The organism is Allosphingosinicella sp., assembly GCF_059502505.1.
The window spans coordinates 251,168-270,509 of the sequence record NZ_JCACEU010000016.1; the positions used below are offsets into that span (position 1 = coordinate 251,168).

General features: G+C 66.7%; 23 protein-coding genes. 15 read left to right on the forward strand and 8 right to left on the reverse strand.

All coding sequences use genetic code 11. The annotated features are described in order from the left end of the window. Positions 1 to 7 precede the first annotated feature (7 nt). The 10 genes from AC5JBD_RS09435 (at position 8) to AC5JBD_RS09480 (ending at position 7,681) form a co-directional block, all read left to right on the forward strand. Positions 8 to 241, forward strand: coding sequence for a F0F1 ATP synthase subunit C (locus AC5JBD_RS09435; RefSeq protein WP_495721541.1), 234 nt, complete (start codon positions 8 to 10; stop codon positions 239 to 241). 29 nt (positions 242 to 270) lie between these two features. Next, the gene (locus tag AC5JBD_RS09440; protein WP_495721542.1) at positions 271 to 765 is read left to right on the forward strand and encodes a F0F1 ATP synthase subunit B family protein; all 495 of its coding nucleotides are present in this window, start codon (positions 271 to 273) and stop codon (positions 763 to 765) included. 76 nt (positions 766 to 841) lie between these two features. Then, positions 842 to 1,405, forward strand: coding sequence for a F0F1 ATP synthase subunit B family protein (locus AC5JBD_RS09445; protein ID WP_495721992.1), 564 nt, complete (start codon positions 842 to 844; stop codon positions 1,403 to 1,405). Between the two features lie 160 nt (positions 1,406 to 1,565). Next, entirely contained in the window at positions 1,566 to 3,485 is a 1,920-nt protein-coding gene (uvrC, locus tag AC5JBD_RS09450) for an excinuclease ABC subunit UvrC (RefSeq protein ID WP_495721543.1), read from the forward strand. A gap of 170 nt (positions 3,486 to 3,655) precedes the next feature. Beyond that, on the forward strand, positions 3,656 to 4,381 hold the full coding sequence (locus tag AC5JBD_RS09455) for a class I SAM-dependent methyltransferase (protein ID WP_495721544.1): 726 nt from the start codon (positions 3,656 to 3,658) through the stop codon (positions 4,379 to 4,381). A gap of 113 nt (positions 4,382 to 4,494) precedes the next feature. Beyond that, entirely contained in the window at positions 4,495 to 5,445 is a 951-nt protein-coding gene (locus AC5JBD_RS09460; protein ID WP_495721545.1) for a polysaccharide deacetylase family protein, read from the forward strand. Beyond that, positions 5,442 to 6,320: a GNAT family N-acetyltransferase gene (locus AC5JBD_RS09465; protein ID WP_495721546.1), complete on the forward strand. Its 879-nt coding sequence runs from the start codon at positions 5,442 to 5,444 to the stop codon at positions 6,318 to 6,320. Before AC5JBD_RS09460 ends, AC5JBD_RS09465 begins: the two co-directional genes overlap by 4 nt. A gap of 1 nt (position 6,321) precedes the next feature. Beyond that, entirely contained in the window at positions 6,322 to 6,948 is a 627-nt protein-coding gene (recO, locus tag AC5JBD_RS09470; protein ID WP_495721547.1) for a DNA repair protein RecO, read from the forward strand. 31 nt (positions 6,949 to 6,979) lie between these two features. Further along, positions 6,980 to 7,378 carry a Co2+/Mg2+ efflux facilitator ApaG/CorD gene (gene apaG, locus AC5JBD_RS09475; protein WP_495721548.1) on the forward strand — a complete coding sequence of 133 codons (399 nt, stop codon included), beginning with the start codon at positions 6,980 to 6,982 and terminating at the stop codon, positions 7,376 to 7,378. 99 nt (positions 7,379 to 7,477) lie between these two features. Continuing rightward, positions 7,478 to 7,681, forward strand: coding sequence for a hypothetical protein (locus tag AC5JBD_RS09480; protein WP_495721549.1), 204 nt, complete (start codon positions 7,478 to 7,480; stop codon positions 7,679 to 7,681). Positions 7,682 to 7,691: 10 nt separating this feature from the next. Here the strand turns inward: AC5JBD_RS09480 and wrbA are convergent, their stop codons facing one another. Genes wrbA through parE form a run of 3 tightly spaced genes read right to left on the reverse strand, consistent with a single transcriptional unit; the run spans position 7,692 to position 11,602 of the window. Further along, a complete protein-coding gene (gene wrbA / locus AC5JBD_RS09485; protein ID WP_495721550.1) occupies positions 7,692 to 8,291 on the reverse strand; it encodes an NAD(P)H:quinone oxidoreductase in 600 nt (199 codons plus the stop codon). Between the two features lie 60 nt (positions 8,292 to 8,351). Further along, positions 8,352 to 9,629 carry a serine hydrolase gene (locus AC5JBD_RS09490; RefSeq protein WP_495721551.1) on the reverse strand — a complete coding sequence of 426 codons (1,278 nt, stop codon included), beginning with the start codon at positions 9,627 to 9,629 and terminating at the stop codon, positions 8,352 to 8,354. Further along, positions 9,626 to 11,602: a DNA topoisomerase IV subunit B gene (gene parE / locus AC5JBD_RS09495; RefSeq protein WP_495721552.1), complete on the reverse strand. Its 1,977-nt coding sequence runs from the start codon at positions 11,600 to 11,602 to the stop codon at positions 9,626 to 9,628. Before parE ends, AC5JBD_RS09490 begins: the two co-directional genes overlap by 4 nt. A gap of 248 nt (positions 11,603 to 11,850) precedes the next feature. Between parE and AC5JBD_RS09500 the strand changes: the two genes are divergently transcribed. Continuing rightward, positions 11,851 to 12,093, forward strand: coding sequence for a type II toxin-antitoxin system HicB family antitoxin (locus tag AC5JBD_RS09500; RefSeq protein WP_495721553.1), 243 nt, complete (start codon positions 11,851 to 11,853; stop codon positions 12,091 to 12,093). A gap of 88 nt (positions 12,094 to 12,181) precedes the next feature. Further along, a complete protein-coding gene (locus AC5JBD_RS09505; RefSeq protein ID WP_495721554.1) occupies positions 12,182 to 12,886 on the forward strand; it encodes a PilZ domain-containing protein in 705 nt (234 codons plus the stop codon). A 32-nt stretch (positions 12,887 to 12,918) separates the two neighbouring features. On the opposite strand, the gene AC5JBD_RS09510 is transcribed toward AC5JBD_RS09505, so the two are convergent. The 5 genes from AC5JBD_RS09510 to AC5JBD_RS09530 all read right to left on the reverse strand — a co-directional run bounded on the left by AC5JBD_RS09510 (position 12,919) and on the right by AC5JBD_RS09530 (position 16,646). Further along, positions 12,919 to 13,545 carry a fasciclin domain-containing protein gene (locus tag AC5JBD_RS09510; RefSeq protein WP_495721555.1) on the reverse strand — a complete coding sequence of 209 codons (627 nt, stop codon included), beginning with the start codon at positions 13,543 to 13,545 and terminating at the stop codon, positions 12,919 to 12,921. 58 nt (positions 13,546 to 13,603) lie between these two features. Then, positions 13,604 to 14,743, reverse strand: coding sequence for a hypothetical protein (locus tag AC5JBD_RS09515; RefSeq protein ID WP_495721556.1), 1,140 nt, complete (start codon positions 14,741 to 14,743; stop codon positions 13,604 to 13,606). Positions 14,744 to 14,852: 109 nt separating this feature from the next. After that, a complete protein-coding gene (locus tag AC5JBD_RS09520; protein WP_495721557.1) occupies positions 14,853 to 15,575 on the reverse strand; it encodes a protein-L-isoaspartate(D-aspartate) O-methyltransferase in 723 nt (240 codons plus the stop codon). A 51-nt stretch (positions 15,576 to 15,626) separates the two neighbouring features. Continuing rightward, complete coding sequence (locus AC5JBD_RS09525) at positions 15,627 to 15,800, reverse strand: hypothetical protein (RefSeq protein ID WP_495721558.1); 174 nt, start codon at positions 15,798 to 15,800, stop codon at positions 15,627 to 15,629. Between the two features lie 177 nt (positions 15,801 to 15,977). Further along, a complete protein-coding gene (locus tag AC5JBD_RS09530; RefSeq protein ID WP_495721559.1) occupies positions 15,978 to 16,646 on the reverse strand; it encodes a GcrA family cell cycle regulator in 669 nt (222 codons plus the stop codon). A gap of 66 nt (positions 16,647 to 16,712) precedes the next feature. Between AC5JBD_RS09530 and AC5JBD_RS09535 the strand changes: the two genes are divergently transcribed. The 3 genes from AC5JBD_RS09535 to AC5JBD_RS09545 all read left to right on the forward strand — a co-directional run bounded on the left by AC5JBD_RS09535 (position 16,713) and on the right by AC5JBD_RS09545 (position 19,338). Continuing rightward, positions 16,713 to 17,540, forward strand: a complete 828-nt coding sequence (locus AC5JBD_RS09535) for an ABC transporter permease (protein WP_495721560.1) — start codon at positions 16,713 to 16,715, stop codon at positions 17,538 to 17,540. A 105-nt stretch (positions 17,541 to 17,645) separates the two neighbouring features. After that, entirely contained in the window at positions 17,646 to 18,005 is a 360-nt protein-coding gene (locus AC5JBD_RS09540; protein ID WP_495721561.1) for a hypothetical protein, read from the forward strand. 142 nt (positions 18,006 to 18,147) lie between these two features. Continuing rightward, the gene (locus tag AC5JBD_RS09545) at positions 18,148 to 19,338 is read left to right on the forward strand and encodes an aspartate aminotransferase family protein (RefSeq protein WP_495721562.1); all 1,191 of its coding nucleotides are present in this window, start codon (positions 18,148 to 18,150) and stop codon (positions 19,336 to 19,338) included. The last annotated feature ends 4 nt before the right edge of the window (positions 19,339 to 19,342 follow it).

Consider the following 19,342-nt stretch of genomic DNA (forward strand, 5'->3'; position numbering starts at 1 on the left):
TTTCAAAATGGACGCAGAAGCAGCACGGTTGTTGGGCGCCGGTCTGGCCGCCATCGGTGTCGGCATGGCCGCTCTGGGCGTGGGCAACGTGTTTGGCTCGTTCCTCGAGAGCGCGCTGCGCAACCCGGCCGCGGCCGACAGCCAGCAGGGCCGTCTCTTCATCGGCTTCGCCGCCGCCGAGCTTCTCGGCCTGCTGGCGTTCGTCGTCGCGATGATCCTGCTCTTCGTCGTCGGCGCGTAACCGACCAGACGATTAGCGGAGCGCGGTAAATGCCTCAGATCGCACAGATCTCGGAGATCTTCGGGTCCCAGCTTTTCTGGCTGATCATCACCTTCGGCCTCATCTATCTGGTGATCGGCCGGGGCATGGTCCCCAAGATCAGCGGCACTGTCGAAGCCCGCGACCGGCGTATCGCCGACGATCTCGCCGCCGCGGAAGCGGCGCGGGCCGAGGCCGATGCGCGGGAGGAGGCCTACCGCGCCCAGACCGAGGCCAACCGCGCCGAGGCGTCGAAGCTCACCCAGGCGGCCAAGGAAGCCTCGGCTCGTGAGACCGAGACCCGCGTCAAGGCGGCCGACGCCGAGACGGGCGCCCGGGTGGCGGACGCCGAGGCGCGGATCCGCTCGGCCGCCGATGCGGCCATGGCCGACATCGAGAGCGTCGCCGCCGAGGCCGCGCAGGAGATGGTCGCAAAGCTTTCGGGAGCCGAAGTCTCCCGTGAGCACGCGGCCGAAGCCGTAAGGATGGCGCTCGCCAATGGCTAACCGACCCGCAGATCCGCAGAGCGCCGAGATCGAGCAGGATCTCCGCGAGCAGTCCACAAAGGGTGAGGACGGCGTGATGCCCGAGACGGGCGAGCATGCCGTCACCACCGTCCGCGACGAGGGTCACGGCGCGCCGCACAGCGAGCCCGCCATCTTCGGCATCCTCGATGCGACCGTCATCGTCAGCCTCGCGATGCTGGTCGTGATCGCGATCATGCTGTGGAAGAAGGTGCCGGCCGCGATCGGCCGCGCCCTCGACAAGAAGATCGCCGGCATCCGCGAGCAGCTCGACGAGGCCGCGCGCCTCCGTGCCGAGGCCGAGGCCCTGCGCGCCGAATATGAGGCCAAGGCCGCCGCGGCCGGCGCCGAGGCCCAGGCCATGCTCGACCGCGCCCGCCACGAGGCGGACGGGATCGTCCAGCAGGCCAAGACCGACGCCGCCGCCTTGGTCGAGCGCCGCACCCGCATGGCCGAGGACAAGATCGCCGCCGCCGAGCGCAGCGCGATCGCCGAAGTTCGCGCCAAGGCCGTCACCGCGGCCACCGCTGCCGCCGAACGCCTGATCCGCGACCAGCACGACGCCGCCGCCGACCGCGCGATGGTCGACCGCACGATCGCGGGGCTGGGCCGGGCTCACTGACATTTCCTCCCCTCCCTGCAAGGGAGGGGATCAAGGGGTGGGTGCAAACAGGCAGGCTCGACGCCTGCCTGTTTGCTTCGGGCCGCAGATATGCGCCTTCGGCGCACCCACCCCCAGCCCCTCCCTTTCAGGGAGGGGAGTTCCAGCCTAAATCCCCCTCGTGACCGACGCCCCCTCCGACCGCTTCAACGAAGAGAAATCCGTCTACACCGTCCGCGGGTCCGACAAGCCGGACCTGGAGGCGGGGGTGGCGGCGATCCGTTCGGTCGTGAGAACGCTGCCGGTGCGCCCCGGCGTTTATCGCATGGTCGATGCCAAGGGCGACGTCCTCTACGTCGGCAAGGCGCGCGCGCTGCGCAATCGCGTCACCAACTACACCCAGGTCTCGCGGCTCACCAAGCGCCTCCAGCGTATGGTCGCCCAGACGCGCGCTATGGAGATCGTCACCACCAACACGGAAGCCGAGGCGCTGCTGCTCGAGGCGCAGCTGATCAAGCGCTACCGCCCGCCCTACAACGTCCTGCTGCGCGACGACAAAAGCTTCCCCTTCATCCTCCTGCGCGAGGACCACGCCTTTCCGCGGGTCCAGAAGCATCGCGGCGCCCGCCGCGTGAAGGGCCAATATTACGGGCCCTTCGCCAGCGCCGGCTCGGTCACCCGCACGCTCAATGCCCTGCAGAAGCTGTTCCTGCTAAGAAGCTGCTCCGACAGCTTTTTCGCCAACCGCTCGCGGCCCTGCCTGCTCTATCAGATCAAGCGCTGCTCGGCGCCCTGCGTGCAGCGGATCGACGAAGCCGGCTATGCCGAACTGGTCGGCGACGCCAAGGACTTCCTCGCCGGCAAGTCGACCAAGGTCCAGGCCAGGCTCGGCGGCCTCATGCAGCAGGCCGCCGAGAACATGGATTTCGAGCTCGCCGCGGTCTACCGCGACCGCCTCCGGGCGCTCACCTTCATCCAGGGCACCCAGACGGTCGCCGCCGAAGGGCTGGGCGACGCCGACATCTTCGCGCTCGCCTGCAAGGGCGGCACGATGTGCATCCAGGCCTTCTTCATCCGCGGCGGCAACAATTGGGGCAGCCGCAGCTTCTTCCCCGCGCACACCAGCGAGGTGCCGGAGGAGGAGGTGCTGACCAGCTTCCTCGTCCAGTTCTACGAGGAGGTGCCGCCGCCCAAGACCATCCTGCTCGACCGCAAGCTGGAGGAGACGGAGCTGCTCACCGAAGCCCTGTCGGAACGCGCCGAGCGCAAGGTGACGCTCAGGGTCCCGCAGCGCGGCGATCATGTTCGGATGATCGCGCAGGCCCGGCGCAACGCCGAGGAGGAGCTCGACCGCCGCCTCGCCGAGACCAGCACCCAGGCCAGCAACTTGCGAGCACTCACCGAATTGTTCGAGCTCAGCGAGCCGCCGCAGCGGATCGAGGTCTATGACAACAGCCACGTCATGGGCACCAGCGCCGTCGGCGCGATGATCGTCGCCGGGCCGGAGGGCTTTCTCAAGAACCAGTATCGCAAGTTCAACATCAAGCGCGAGGAGACGGCGCCGGGCGACGATTTCGCAATGATGCGAGAGGTTTTGAGCCGCCGCTTCGCACGGCTCGAGAAAGAAGATCCGGACCGCACCAAGGGCGACTGGCCGGACCTGCTGTTGATCGACGGCGGCAAGGGCCAGCTCTCCGCGGTGTGCGAGACGCTGGAGGATGCCGGCGTCCACGACGTTCCCGTGGTGGCGATCTCCAAGGGCCCGGACCGCAATGCCGGCCGAGAGGTCTTCCACCTCCCCGGCGGCCGCGAGGTCACCCTGCCGCCCAATTCACCGGTGCTCTTCCACCTCCAGCGCCTCCGCGACGAGGCCCACCGCTTCGCGATCGGCGCCCACCGCCAAAAGCGCGCCAAGAACATGGCGACCAGCCCGCTCGACGAGGTCCCCGGCATCGGCCCCGGCCGCAAGCGCGCCCTGCTGATGCACTTCGGCACCGCCCGCGCGGTGAAAAGCGCGGCGCTGGAGGATCTGGAGAAGGCCCCGGGCATCTCCAAAACGATGGCCCGAGGCATCTACGACTACTTTCATCCGAGGGGTTGAATCGAGTCGTCTCATAATGCGGCAAGTGCAGCGACAAAGCGTTGCGGAATGGCGGGCGAAACACGCTCGTTGATGCTAGAGCGGGAGGGGCACAGGAGGTGATGATGGCGCTAACTTCGCTCATGTCACGCCTCAGAGGGCGCAGCGTCCGCGAGGTCGCTAGGCTGACCTTGCTCAACACTCGCGTCGCGTTTCGTTCGCTTTCCAAACAGGAACGGGCGCGGCGGCGAGCCGACCGCGCTTTTGACCGCCGCTGGGGGACCGACACGAGTTCAGCTCTCAGCGTGCATGCCTTGGGTATCGATAGAGCGCGTCTTTCGCACAGCCGGAGGTACGATCCGAGCAGCGAAGAGATGTTCCGCAAGCCGCTCGCCGCCTTGAAGCTGAAGCCGGAAGAGTTTGACTTCGTTGATTACGGCTCCGGCAAGGGTCGCGTGCTGATGTTCGCCGCGCTTGCCGGCTTCAAGAGCGTCACTGGGGTAGAAATCTCGGCAAGGCTTTCCGCCATCGGCCGGGCGAACCTCGACCGCTTTGCGGCGCCTAATCCGAACCTGCCGCCCCTCAGGATCGTAGAAGGCGACGCCGCCTCGTTCGTCCCCGTTGGAAAGCAAGTCCTCGCCTATTTTTACAATCCGTTCGACCATATCGTATTTGAGGAGGTGCGACGACAGCTCGAAAGATGCCTCGTATGCGGGACAGAGCGCCTCGTCGTGATCTACGCCAACCCGGAGCACGCCTCAGTGTTCGAGAAGGCGGAAGGGTGGGTTCCCGGTCCGACAACTCCAGGCGCGAGCACGTTCATAGCTATTGCGCCCGAGGGGCTGAGGGACGAAGTTGACCACCCCTCGCGCGCGGCCGACAATCGCAGGGTCCTGGCGTCGGGTGCAAACCAATGACAGGTGGTTGCCTAGCAGGGCGCGCGAGCCAAGGCCGCTGCTGCGGTTAGGCAGATCCCATCCTGCCGCCCCTTGTTTACGAACCCTTTGCCTGGCGCCGATAAAGCGGAGCCATGGCGACCCGCGTCCTCCTGACCGTCGATACCGAGCTGACGTGGCGGCATTATGCCGCCGGCGCCTCTTGGCGGGAGAGCTTCGAGCGCTGCTACAAAGCGGCCGGCGTCGGCATACCCTACCAGCTCGACATGCTGGCCCGGTACGAACTGAAGGCCTGCTTCTTCGTCGATCCGATGCCGGGGCTAGTCTACGGCATGGAGCCGGTGCGCCGCATGGTCGAGCCGATCCTGTCTGCTGGGCAGGAGGTGCAGCTCCACCTTCACAGCTTCTGGGCCTCCCTCGCGCAGGGCGAGCCGGTCGACGGCAAGTTCGAGCTCACCTGCTTCGGCCTGGAGAGGCAGCGCGAGCTGATCGAGACGGCTCGCGACCTGTTGATGCTTGCCCCCGCGCCGAGCCCGATCGCGTTCCGCTCCGGCAGCTATGCCGCCAACGAGGCTACCCTGCTGGCGCTGGCCGACCTCGGCATCCGCTATGACAGCAGCCATAACGGCGCCCAGCATCCCTGGCCCAGCGCCTTGCCGTTCGATCCGCGCCAGATCGCGCCGGTCGCCTATGGCAATGTCATCGAGGTGCCCGTCACCACAATCGAGGATTCCCCCGGCAGCCTCCGCCACCTTCAGCTCTGCGCCGTCTCCGGCCGCGAGCTGCGCGAGGCTCTGCTCCACGCCACCGAGCAGGGGCACGAGGTGGCGACGATCGTCAGCCACAGCTTCGAACTCGCCACCCGCGACGGCACCCGGCCGAACATGATGCTCCGCCGCCGTTTCGAGAGCCTCTGCGCCTTCCTCGCCGAACGTGCCGCGGCCATGCCGACGGCGCATTTCTCCGACCTGGAGGGCATGCAGGTAGGCGGGGAGGCGCAGCCGCTGCCGCCGCGCACCTTGCGCCGGGCCGAGCGGATGGTGGAGCAGCTCTGGGCGAACACGGTCTACGAAAGGCGCCTGTGACCGCCACGGTCGCCCTGCCGCTCCGCATCGGCACCCGCACGCTCGCCCGCATCCGCCGCCGCCTCATCCGGGTGCCGGTGTCGCTGGAGCAGGGCTTGCGCGGCGAGGCCCCGCCGCTGCCACCGCTAGACGAGGGCGCCGATGGCTATCTGGTGATGGCGCTGCCGGCCGCGGCCTGTTCCGCTCTCGAAAAGCAATCGGGCCTCAGGGCCTTTGTGCGGCAAAGCTACCGCCGCAGCTATGCGTCCCTGGAGGGCGGTTTCGACGCCTATCTCGGCCGCTTCTCCCCCAAGACGCGCTCGACGCTGAAGCGCAAAATCAGGAAGCTGGCCGAAGCTTCGGGAGGGCAGCTCGACATCCGCTGCTATTCGACGCCGGACGAGGCTGAGGTCTTCCATCGCCTCGCCCGCGGCCTTTCCGCCCGGACCTATCAGGAACAGCTGCTCGATTACGGTCTTCCCGCGGGCGAGCAGGCGCTGGCTGAAATGCGCGCACTCGCCGCCCGCGATGCCATGCGCGGCTGGCTGCTCTTCCTGGAGGGCCGCCCGATCAGCTATCTCTACGCACCGGCCGATGGGGGCACGCTCGCTTACGCCTATCTCGGCTATGATCCCGACTATGCTCATCTCTCGCCGGGCACCGTCCTCCAGCTCGAAGCGATGCGCATGTTGATGGAGGAGGGCAGGTTCCGCCTCTTCGACTTCACCGAGGGGGAGAGCCGGCACAAGCAGCAGTTCGAGACTGGCGGCATTGAGTGCGTGGACCTGCTGCTGCTGCGGCCGACACTTGGCAATCTCGCCGCGGGCCATCTCCTGAACGGCTTCGATTCCGCGGTCGCCCTCGCCAAACGAGCATTGCGCCCGCTACGGCGCTGAGATGCGGCTCGAAACCCAGGCGATCCTCTGCGCGGTGCGCGCGCATGGCGAGCATGGCGCGATCGTCCGGGCGCTTACTCCGGCCGACGGTATCCAGCCCGGCTATGTCCGCGGCGGCCGCTCGCGCCGGCTTCGGCCGGTGCTGCTCCCCGGCAACCTCGTCCAGGCCGAATATCGCGCCCGTACGGAGGAGCAGCTCGCCCAATTAAGCGTCGAGCTCGTCCGCAGCCGCGCGCCTCTGCTCGGCGAACCGCTGCCGGCCGCCGCCATCGAATGGCTGACCGCGCTCACCGCCTCGACGCTTCCGGAGGGGCAGGCTTACCCGCGCATCTACGACGCCCTGGACGGCATCCTTTGCGCCGTCGAGGCGGCGCCGAGCGTTGGCGGCTGGGCGCATGCGCTGGTCCGCTACGAATTGCTCGTCCTGCGCGAGCTGGGCTTCGGCCTCGACCGGTCCGAATGGCCGGAATTCCTGCGCGATGGCCGGGCCGGCCAATGGAGCGACATCTTCGAAGGGCTGGCGATCACCGGGGCCGCGCTCGGCCGCGACCTGCTCAGCGGGCGCCAGGCGAGCGCGCTCGATGCGCGGGAGCGGCTGGTGGAGCGGCTGCGCCGCGTCACGCGTTGACCTTACGCCGCTTTTGGTGGAGTCCCGGCGCGTGAAGTCGCTTTTCCCCCACAGCGCCACGACGCGCGATGTCACCGTGCGGGTCGCGGTCAGCTTCCTGCCCGAGCAGTCGGAGCCGGCCAAGGGCCGCTGGTTCTGGGCCTATCATGTCCGTATCGAGAATGAGGGCCGACGCGCGGTCCAGCTCGTCAGCCGCGAATGGTCGATCGTCGATGGCCGCGGCGGGCGGCACGAGGTGCAGGGCGAGGGCGTCGTCGGCGAGCAGCCGATCATCGAGCCCGGCGGCTCATTCGACTATGTCTCCGGCTGCCCGCTCGCCACGCCGACCGGCCATATGGAAGGCCGCTACCACATGGTGAGCGCGGAAGGCACGAGCTTCGCCGTCGCCATTCCCCGGTTCCCCCTCATCGCTCCGGCCGTGGCCAGCTGAGCGACCTGCGGTTCGCCGCAAAAATAGTTAACGACAGGAGCAACTCCTTGCCGCCTCGTTGGTTGAATTCAGCCGTGGCGGATAGAGGGGGTCTCTCCCATGACAGTCTCGATCGATCTTCGCTGCGACAATTGCCGCGGCACCAGCATCAGCATCCCGCTCTACGGCGGTGACGACAGTCCCGTGGACTGCGAGGATTGCGGCGCCGATCTTGGCACCCTCGCCGACATCAAGGCGACGCTCTCGCTGCAGGTGCTCGGCCGCAAACACGCCCCGCGCCCAGCCTTCATGCTGCTGAACTGAGGGACGGCTCTCAGCCGAACAATTTGTTCGCCGTCTCCGCGACCAGGCGGCCCTGGAAGCGCGCCGACTCAAGCTCGTTTTCCGAGGGCTGCCGGGAGCCGTCGCCGCCGGCGATGGTGGTTGCGCCATAGGGACTTCCGCCGGTAACCTCGTCCAGCCGCATCTGTCCTTGGAAGCTGTAGGGCAGGCCGACCAGCACCATGCCGTAGTGAAGCAGGTTGGTGAGGATCGAGAAGAGCGTCGTCTCCTGCCCGCCATGCTGGGTGGCGGTGGAGGTGAAGGCCGAGCCGACCTTGCCGACCAGGGTGCCGCGCGCCCACAGGCCGCCGGTCTGGTCGAGGAAGTTTGCCATCTGTGAGGCCATTCGTCCGTAGCGCGTGCCGACGCCCACCACGATCGCGTCATATTGCTCGAGGTCCGCGACGGTCGCCACCGGCGCCGCCTGATCCATCTTGTAGTGCGACTTGCGCGCGACTTCCTCCGGCACCAGCTCGGGCACGCGCCTGATGTCGACCGTGGCGCCGGCCGAGCGTGCACCCTCGGCGATCGCCTCCGCCATCTGCTCGATATGCCCATAGGCGGAATAATAGAGGACGAGGACCTTGCTCACGCGGCATCTCCGATATCGAGGGATCGCACCGCCAACGCGGCGGGCGCCGCGAATATCCAGTCAGTCGGCGAGGAGCGCAACGGCGCGCGCGACGAGCGGCACGAACCTACTTTCGTCGAGCTTGGCCGCCGTGTTGTTCCAGCTGGCGGAGACGGCGTGCCAAGTGCCGCCTTTGCTCCTGAGGAGGAAACTCATCGCGATCACGCCGCTCTCCGATCCGCCCTTATAGCCGACATAGTCGAACCGGGCGGCCGCCGGCCGCGCGATACCGGGGTTGATCGCCACGATCTCGAGCGTCTCCTTGCTCCCGTTTCGGCGCAGCCAGTCCAGCATCCGCACCATATCCTCGCCGGAGAAGAACCATTCGACGCTCCCAATCAGGTTGGGCTGGGTGTTCAGGCGAGCGATATCGATCCGGTCCAAAGGCATATCGGCAAGGCGCCCGAGCAGCGCGCGCCGCTCGGCTTCGCCGCCCGCTACCCAGGCTTCGCCAAGCGTCGGATCGCCGCCCTTCAATGCGAACGCTTCCACCGTCGAGAGAAAGGGGCGGTTGCGCCCCGGCGCCGCGACCCCAACTGCCGCCATCATTGCATCGACCTTCTCGCGGCCGAGCAAATGAAGGAGCGTGTCGGTCGCGCTGTTGTCGCTCTGCGAGATCATCAGCGCGGCGAGGCTCTGGAGAGTCAGTGGCGAGCCGAGCGGCCATTGCTGGAGAAAACCGGACGGCAGCGAATGGTGGGTGAGGGCAGCGACATCGCTCCACTTGCGCTCGCCCGCACGGATGGACTGGTCCAGCTCCGCCAGGATGAACAGCTTGAACACCGACCCGACCGCCATCGCCTTGCCGACCTCGTGGCCCGCGAGGGGGGCGGGCGTGCCGTCGCCAAGCCGCGCCACGGCGAGCGAGGTCTGCCCCGGCAGCGCCTTCAGCTCCTCGATGATCCTCGCGAGACTGTCGCCCTTCACCTCGCTGTCGACCACCAACAGCCCTTGGATCAGGTGCGGCGGCTGCGGGTCGATCGCCAGATTGAGCTGCAGCGTCCCGCGCTCGAAATCGAGGAAGACGGCGCCGGCGTTCGCGCTCGCACGCTCGAGCCTGTCGAGCCGCCTCGCAGACCCAAGCTGCGCCCGCAGCTGCGCCGTGATCGCCTTCACCTGCGCCGAGGGCACCTGAGCCAGGAAGGCGGGAGAGAACAGGGTCTCCGGCTGGCTCGTCCCGTTGAACAGTCCGACCAGGGTCTCGGCTCTGGCCGTCAGCGGGTCCTGCTGCTGCGCCCTGGCAGGCCCTGCAATCCCTCCCAGCAGCAGGAGGAGCATGGCGAGGAGCCGCCGCTTCACGCGTCGATAGCTTCCTCGTCCACCTCGGCGGCGTGGCTCTGGATGAAGTGGAAGCGGTGCTCGGGGTTCTTGCCCATGAGCCGGTCGACCAAATCCTTGATCGTCTGCCTTTCCTCATATTCCTGCGGCAGGGTGATGCGAATGAGGCTGCGGGTCTTGGGGTCCATGGTGGTCTCACGCAGCTGGTTCGGGTTCATCTCGCCGAGTCCCTTGAAGCGCCCGACCTCCACCTTCTTGCCCTTGAACAGCGTGCGCTCCAGCTCGGCGCGGTGCGCATCGTCCTTGGCATAGGCGCTCGTGCCGCCCGCGGTCAGTCGGTAAAGCGGCGGCTGGGCGAGATACAGCGCCCCTTTCCGGACCAGCTCCGGCATCTCCTGGAAGAAGAAGGTCATCAGCAGGGTGGCGATATGGGCGCCGTCCACGTCTGCGTCGGTCATGATGACGATCCGCTCGTAGCGCAGATTGTCGATGTGGCAGCGCTCGCGGGTGCCGCAGCCCATAGCGAGGATCAGGTCGGCGATCTCGCTGTTCGCCCGGATCTTGTCGGCGGAGGCGGAAGCGACGTTCAGGATCTTGCCCCGGATCGGCAGGATCGCCTGCGTCTTGCGGTCGCGCGCCTGCTTGGCCGAGCCGCCGGCGCTGTCGCCCTCGACGATGAACAATTCGGTGCCGGCGGGATCGTCATTGGCGCAGTCGGTGAGCTTGCCCGGCAGGCGGAGCTTGCGGGCGCTCGTCGCGCTCTTGCGCTTCACCTCGCGCTCGGCGCGGCGCTTCAGCCGGTCGTCCATCCGGTCGAGGACGAAGCCGAGCAGCGCCCGGCCGCGCTCCATATGGTCGGCCAGGAAATGGTCGAAATGATCGCGCACCGCCGTCTCGACGAGGCGAGCAGCATCGGGGCTGGTGAGGCGGTCCTTGGTCTGGCTCTGGAACTGGGGATCGCGGATGAAGACGGAGAGCATGATCTCGGCCCCGCCGACGATATCCTCGGCCTGGACATCCTTGGCCTTCTTCTGCCCGACCAGCTCGCCGAAGGCGCGGATGCCGCGGGTGAGGGCGGAGCGTATGCCCTGTTCGTGGGTGCCGCCATCCGGCGTCGGAATTGTGTTGCAATAGTAGGACGAGCCGCCCTCGCTCCAGAGCGGCCAGGCGACCGCCCATTCAACTGAGCCCTGCTCGTTCGGGAAATCCTGCCGGCCGCGGAAGAACTCCGCCGTCGCGCATTCGCGCGCGCCGATCTGCTCCTTCAGATGATCGGAAAGGCCTCCGGGGAACTGGAACACGGCCTCGTGCGGCGTGTCGTCGGTGATCAGCGAGGGATCGCACTTCCAGCGTATCTCGACGCCGGCGAACAGATAGGCTTTCGAACGGGCGAGGCGATAAAGCCGCGCCGGCTTGAACTTCGCGTCCTCGCCGAAGATCGAAAGATCCGGCACGAAGCTGATCGTCGTCCCGCGCCGGTTCTGGATCGAGCCGAGCTTCGTCAGGTCCGATGTCGGCACGCCGCAGGCGAAGGTCTGGCGGAACAGCTCCTTGCTGCGCGCGACCTCGACGACCGTTTCGGTCGACAGCGCGTTGACGACGCTGACGCCGACGCCGTGCAGGCCGCCCGAGGTCGCATAGGCCTTGTCCGAGAATTTGCCGCCCGAATGGAGGGTGGTGAGGATCACCTCCAGCGCCGACTTGCCCGGATATTTGGGATGGTTGTCGACCGGGATGCCGCGGCCATTGTCGATGATGGTCAGGCGGTTGCCCGCCTCCAGCTCGACCTCGATACGGCTCGCGAAACCGGCGACGGCCTCGTCCATGCTGTTGTCGAGCACCTCGGCCGCGAGATGATGCAGCGCCCGCTCGTCTGTGCCGCCGATATACATGCCCGGCCGCCGCCGCACGGGCTCCAGCCCCTCGAGCACCTCGATAGACGACGCATCATATTCCTGAAGCGGCTGGGCGCCTGACGCGAACAAATCTGCCATGGTCGAAGACTATAGGCCGCTGAGTCCCGGTGCCAAGCGCGGGTGGTCAATCTATCCACAGCTAAGCAGCCGGGCTTTTCCTTGGCGCCAGACTGCCGCGGGCGTGCGCCAGGCGCCCGTGAAAGGACTCACGCGCCGATAAGATTAACGTCACATTTACCATGTGGAGCGGGAACGCGGCATCGATTCGGCCGCCGGTCCTGGTTTCACCCTTGTGCGGCGTCAATCACCCCTTTGGAGAGGAAGCGATGCTCACCTATTCGCTGAGGCTTGCGACCAATTATAATGGCATGGTGATGGCGACCTTCCCCGACGTGCCCGAGGCGATGGCGCTCGGCCGGGACCATGAAGAGGCGCTGGATCAGGCCAAGGCTGCGCTCGAAGGCGCGCTCGAGCGCTATGCCGTGGAAGGCCGGGACTTTCCTGAGCCGCGCACCGGCGGCAGGCTTCAGGTTTCTACCGAAAAATTCGGTATGCTCGCCACCGCCTGAACCATATCCGACGCACCTTTTGTTAACCCAAACGGGATAGCCCCATCGGTCGTCCAACGACTGGTGGGGTTTTGCTATGTTTGGCGGATTGATCCGCAGGAGAGCCGCCCTTCGCGTCAGCGAGGATGAGTTCGCGGCCGAATCGACCCTATTCTCGCTGAGCACCGAGGTGCCTCGGCCGACCGAGAAGCGCACCGACGAGCGTCTGCACGCGATCCTGCCGGTGACGAAGCTGGTCACCGAGGACGGCGAGCAGCATCTCGCCCGCATCAAGAACATCTCCGCCGGCGGCCTGATGGTCGAAGGCACGGCCGGCATCGAGACCGGCACCAACCTCTATGTCGAGATGGGCGACAATCGCCGCATCCCGGGCCAGATCGTCTGGACCCGCGGCAATGCGATGGGCATCAAGTTCGACCAGAAGGTCGACCTGCGCGAATTGCTCGCCAACCGCCGACCGCGTCATGGTTTCACGCCGCGCCCGCCGCGCCTGGACGTCACCTGCGGCGCGACCGTGAAGATCGGCCGTCTCTATCACCGGGTGGAAGTGCGCGACATCTCGTTCGGCGGCATCAAGGTCGAGATCAACGACTGGCAATGCGTCGGCAAGCCGGTCGTCATCACCATCGAGAGCCTGCGCCCGCTCAAGGGGCGGGTGCGCTGGTACAAGGCTGGCCTGGCCGGCATCGTCTTCGATCAGGCGCTGACTTTCGAGGAGCTTGCCGAATGGATGGGCAAGCGCGTCGAAGTGGCAAGCATGAAATCCGGCGCCTGGGGGCCTCCGAGGCGCTAAATTCTACCTTCCCTTGAGGAAAGAGTGGCAACTCAGCTCGGCATCAGCACCGCGTCGACGACGTGCACCACGCCGTTGGACTGCATCACGTCGCCTTGCGTGACGCGCGCCTGGCCGCCTTTCGCATCGGTGACGATGATGGCACCGCCCGCCTCGGTGGCGGTAAGCTTGCCGCCGCCGACGGTCGCCAGCTCAGCCTTGCCGCCGCCGCGCTGGATCGAGGCGCGGAGATCCTGCGCAAGCACCACGCCGGGAACGACATGATAGGTGAGGATACCGGTGAGAGCGCCCTTGCTCTCGGGCTTCATCAAGTTCTCGGCGGCGCCGGACGGCAGGTTGGCGAAGGCGGCATTGGTCGGCGCGAAGACGGTATAGGGACCGGCGCCCGACAGCGTCTGCTCGAGCCCCGCCGCTTTCACCGCGCTCACGAGCGTGGTGTGGTCGGCCGAGGCGGAGGCATTCTCGATAATCGTCTTGTTGGCCAGCATCGGCGCACCGCCGACAGTGACGCCGCTGCCGCTGCCGCCGCCGCTGGCCGAAGCCGAACCTGCGGTGCTCGTGTTCTGGATTGCCTGGTTGCCGTCGGCGTCGCCGCTTTGCTGGCAGGCGGCGAGGAGGGTGGAGGCAAGACCTACTGAGAGGAGCAAGCGTGACGACATCAGACACCTCCTTGGCAGAGGAGCGCCTGATGCCGTTACGCTGCCGCTATGACAAGCCTCAGACCAGTTGGGCGACGATCTGCTCGATGATCATCGACTGCGGATCGATCTCGTAGATGTTGCCGTCCGCGTAGCGATACATGGAATCCGCGTCGTCCACATAGTCGTCGCGATAGTCCATCGGCAGGTTGTAGGCGTCGTATCCGCTCGGCAGCATCCCGCCGACGTTGAGATCGCCGCCGAGCAGCGCCACAATCGACTCGATCGTGTTGGTCTGCGGATCGACCTGATAGATGGCGTCGTCGCCATAGCGATAATAGGCCTCGTCGCTGTCCACATAGTCGTCGCGATAGGACATCGGCAGGTTGTAGGTGTCGTAACCGGCCGGAAGCAGCTGACCGACCCCGAAACCGCCGCCCAGCAGCGGGATCAGGCTCTCGACCAGATTGGATCCGCGGTCGACCTGGTAGATGTAGCCGCCGTCGTCATAGCGATAATAATGGTCCGACGAGTCCTGATACCAGGACTGGTATTCGGCCGGGATGTTATAGTCGCTGTAAGAGGCGAGCGGCAGCACCTGGCCGGCCGTGAAGACCTGCGCAGGGCCGAACATCTTGCGTGCTTGCCCCGGCGGCAGGCAGCCATTGTTCTTGCGGGCTAAACCCGGCGGGCAGTCGCCGCGGAATTCCTCGGCGTAGCGCTGCCGGTAGCGGTGATCAAAGCCGTCGCGGCGATCCTCGCCGCGTATCCGCCTCAGCTCGCGTCGGTCCTCGAACCGATCGACGCGCCTCTCGGCGCTCCTGACGCGGCGCTCCTGCCGCTTTTCGAGCCGCTTCTCGGCCTTCTCGGCCCATTTGCGGCGCTCCTCGAAACGCTTCTCGGCGCGCTTGCTCGCCTGCTCGAACCGCTTGCCGCGCTCCTCGCGCCGCTGCTCCGCGAACGCGCGGCGTTTCTCGTTGCGCTTCTCAGCCCGTTTCTGGGCTCGTTCGAAGCGCTTCTCGCCACCGCCGCCGCGGCCTTCCCAGCCGCCACCGCCACCGCCACCGCGGCCTCGGTCGCCGCCGCCGCCACCGCGGCTCTCATGCTTTTCGGGTTTGCCGCCGCCACCGCCGTGGCCGCCGCCTTTGTCCGGCTTGGCGAGCGCCGGCATGCTGACGGCCATCGCCGCCGCGCTCGCGATCATCAGGATCTTGCGCATACTGATACTCCTCTGCTCGTCCAAAAACCTGCCTCGGAGGCTCGTGGTTCCTGCAGAGGGCTAGCAGAGCAGCTCTGAACCGACCTGGTATGGCCGCTTCATCGGAGGTTCACGGCATGGAGGAGGGCGCGCGGGTCAGCGGCACGAAGGCGACGGGAAGCACCCGGCGCTTGCGGATCCGGCCCTTTCCGTCCTTGTCGACGACGGTGAGCTGCAGCTCGGGGCCGCGGCCGACCGGGATCATCATGCGTCCGCCGGGGCGGAGCTGGTCGACCAGCGGCTGCGGCACATGGTCGGCGCCGGCGGTGACGATAATGCGGTCGAACGGCGCCTCGTCCGGCCAGCCGGCATAGCCGTCGCCGGCGCGGACCGTCACATTGGCATGGCCGAGCGCGGCCAACCGGTCGGCGGCGCTCCGGGCGAGCGGCGCAATGATCTCGATCGTGTAAACCTGGCCGACCAGGCCGGAGAGGATCGCCGCCTGGTAGCCGGAGCCGGTCCCGACCTCGAGCACCCTGTGCTGCGGCTGGACGTCCAGCAGGTCGGTCATCAGCGCCACGATATAGGGCTGCGAGATCGTGGCCTCATGGCCGATCGGCAGCGGCCGGTTCCGGTAGGCCTCCGCCCTGACCGCCTCAGGCACGAACAGGTGCCGCGGCACCTCGCGCAGCGCCCTCAGCACCTTGCGGTCGATCTCGCGGCTCGGCCCGCCGGCGGTCGCGGCGAGGCTCTCCACCGTCAGCACCATCATCTCCCGCTCGCGCGCACGATCGGCCGCTGGCGGCGCTGCCGCTACGAGCAAAGCAATCGAAAGGAGGGCAAAGATCCGCATCGGAAAAAATTGCTTAGCACATGCCGGCTGCGGCGGCTCTCCCTTCAGCCTTCAGCGGCTGAGCGGGTTCGGCTCGGACACCGGCGTGTCGCCGTGGATCAGGTCGAGATAGGCCGACGCGAGCTGGTAATGGGCCTGCACGGCCCTGCTGTGGGAGGCTTGCTGGGCCAGCGCCAGTTCGGCTTCGGCACGGGATTCGAAATATTCCATCTCTTCGCGAGGCATTTTAACGCACTACTCCTGGTTCAGCCGCTGGATGCAAAGGAGCCAGGACGGCTCCCGCGGCATGTCACGGCAGCAGAACGAAGGAAAAGGGTCCGGTTTCCCAAAAATCGCATTAACTTGCGTCAGAAATCGGCGGATTCCCGCCGATCCCCGCGCCGAATCGGAACAGTTGCAGGCTTAGCGGATGCGCGGCCCGCCGAAGGGGAGCGGCGGCGGCGGACGGCGGTCGCGGCGCGGAAGCTGCGCCTGATAGGCGACGCCGCAATGCTCGACGCAATAAGGGAAGCCCGGGTTCGACGTGCGCCCACAGAAGTGGAAGTCCGGTTCGCCTGGATGGCCGATCGGCCACTTGCAGATCTTCTCGTTGAGATCGAGCAGGCTGGTCTTGTCGGCAACCTCCGCGCTCGGCTTGGCCGGCACCAGCCGGCGCGGCGGAGCGGGGGGGATGGGCTGCTGCTGGTCGCCCGGGCCCTGGCGGAGGAAACCGCCGGGCCCCACCGAGACGACCCGCGGCTGGGGCGCCGACGGGGCAGCAGCGGCAGCGGCAGGCTGGGGCGATGCGGTGGGCTGCTGCTGGGGCGCCGGCTGGGCTGCCGGGGCCGGCGCATCATCGATATCGAAGGGCGGCGGCTCGGCCGGTTCGGCCTTCCTCGCCTTAGGGGCAGGCGCGGGGGCCGGCTCGTTCGGCTTGACCGGCGAGGGACGCGACTGGAGGCCGAGGCGGTGCGCCTTGCCGATCACCGCGTTGCGGCTGACTGCGCCCAGCTCGTCGGCGATCTGGCTGGCGGTCATGCCTTTGGTCCAGAGCTCCTTCAGGCGCTCGATCCGTTCGTCGGTCCACGACATGGGGCTTAGTCCTTCAAAAGCTTCACGGCTTGCGGCCCACTGCGTCAGTCTCTAGCGACCCGCCTTGTGAACGATCAGCCATCGAAATGGGTGAGGACCGATCCTGGCGTGCCGGTGATCCGGAGCGTCAATTGGGGCGGTCTCAAGACCCTCTATTTGAAGGAGGTCCGCCGTTTCTTCAAGGTCCAGCTGCAGACGATCTGGGCCCCGGCGATCACAACCCTTCTTTTTCTGGTGATTTTCACGGTCGCTCTTGGGCGGACGGGGCGGACCGTGCTCGGCGTGCCATTCGCCGATTTCCTGGCGCCCGGCCTCATCGTCATGGGCATGATGCAGAATGCCTTCGCCAATTCCAGCTTCTCGCTGCTGGTCGGCAAGATCCAGGGCACCATCGTCGACTATCTGATGCCGCCGCTCTCGCCCGGCGAGCTGATCGCGGGACTGGTCGGCGCCGCCGTCACTCGCGCCTTCCTCGTCGGCTTCGCGGTCTGGCTGGCCATGCTGGTCTGGCCGGGCGTCCACGCATTTCCCCGGCATCCCTTCGCCATCCTCTGGTTCGGCTTGATGGGCAGCATGATGCTCGGCTTCTTCGGCCTCCTCACTTCGATCTGGGCCGAGAAGTTCGATCATGCGGCGGCGGTCACCAATTTCGTGGTGGCGCCGCTCTCCCTCCTGTCCGGCACCTTCTATTCGATCGAGAGCCTCGCGCCCGCCTTCCAGACGATCAGCCACGCCAATCCCTTCTTCTATGTGATCTCGGGCTTCCGCTCGGGCTTTATCGGCACCGCCGATTCGCCGGTCGGCGTCGGCGGCATCCTGCTGCTCGCGCTCAACTTCGGGCTTTGGGCGCTTTGCTATTCGCTGCTGAAGAAAGGCTGGAAACTCAAGAATTAAACACTGCCGATCAAGTGAACGGCGGCTGACGAACCCATTCAGCGTTGGAAAAGACGGCGCCACTTATACGCAGCACAGTCCAACCGGTTCATTGGGAGAGTGACTATGCGTAAGATCTTGATTTCAGCCGTGCTTCTTTCGACTATTGCTGCCGCCGCTCCGGCCGCCGCGCAATATAACCGGGGCTACGGCAACCAGGGTGGTAACATCGAGCGCCAGCTCGACCAGCTCGAGCGCCAGATCGACAATCTGCGCGACCGTCGCCTGATCTCGAACAACGAGGCGCGCCGCCTGTCGAACCAGGCCGAGCAGATCGATCGCCTGCACGACCGCTATCGCCGCAACGGCTTGACCCAACGCGAAAATTGGGACCTTCGCAACCGCGTCCAGAACCTGCGTCAGCAGGTCCAGTCGGAGCGCCGCGAGGGTCGCGACGATCGCCGGGACGATCGTCGCTATCGCTGAGATGGCCGCTGGGAAGGAGTAATTCCCAAGCGGCCGCCGGGCGCCGTATCAGGTGTATTTGACGCGGTGCCCGGCACTTCCCTAAAGCAAAGGGCGGCCCTCTGCGGCCGCCCTTTTCACATATGCACGCCGGGGAAATCAGATGACCATCACGCCGCTCATGCCCGTCTATCCGCGCTCGCCGGTGCGGCCGGTCAGGGGTGAGGGGGTTTATCTCTATGGCGAGCAGGGCGAGAAATATCTCGATTTCGCAAGCGGCATCGCCGTCAACCTGCTCGGCCACGGCCATCCGGTTCTCACCAAGGCGATCCAGGAGCAGGCGGCGACCCTGATCCACGTCTCCAACCTCTACGGCTCGCCGCAGGGCGAGGCGCTGGCGAAGCGGCTGGTCGACCTTACTTTCGCCGATACCGTCTTCTTCACCAATTCGGGCGCCGAGGCGGTCGAGTGCGCGATCAAAACCGCGCGGCGTTACCATCACCACCATGGCCGTCCCGAGAAGCACACGCTCATCACCTTCTCCAATGCCTTCCACGGCCGCACCATGGCCACCATCAGCGCCACCGACCAGTCGAAGCTCCGCGACGGCTTCGCGCCGCTGCTGACCGGCTTCACCGTGGTCGAGTTCGACGATCTGGAGGCCGCCCGCAACGCGATCACCGATCACACGGCCGGGTTCCTGGTCGAGCCGGTGCAGGGCGAGGGCGGCATCCGCCCCGCCAGCCAGGCTTTCATGAAGGGCCTGCGCCAGCTCGCCGACGAGCACGACTTGATGCTCGTCCTCGACGAAGTGCAGTGCGGCGTCGCCCGCACCGGCAAGCTCTTCGCCTATGAGCATTACGGCATCGAGCCGGACATCCTCGCCTCGGCCAAGGGCATCGGCGGCGGCTTCCCGATGGGCGCCTGCCTCGCCACCGAGAAAGCGGCGGCCGGCATGGTCGTCGGCACCCACGGCTCGACCTATGGCGGCAACCCGCTCGCCATGGCCGCGGGGCAGGCGGTGCTCGACGTCGTCGCCAATGACGAATTCCTCGAGCGCGTCACTCGCATTGGCGAGCGCCTGCGCGGCGGCCTCGAGCAGATGATCCCCAATCACGACCATCTGTTCGAAAGCGTCCGCGGCCTCGGCCTGATGCTGGGCATCCGCATGAAGACCGACAGCCGCGCCTTCGTCGGCTACCTGCGCGAGCACGGCATCCTTACCGTCGCGGCCGGCGACAACGTCCTGCGCGTGCTGCCGCCGCTGGTGATCGAGGAAAGCCACGTCACCGAGTTCGTCGAGCGCCTGTCGGAGGCGGCACGGCGCTACGAGCTCCCGCAACAGGCGGCGTGACGGG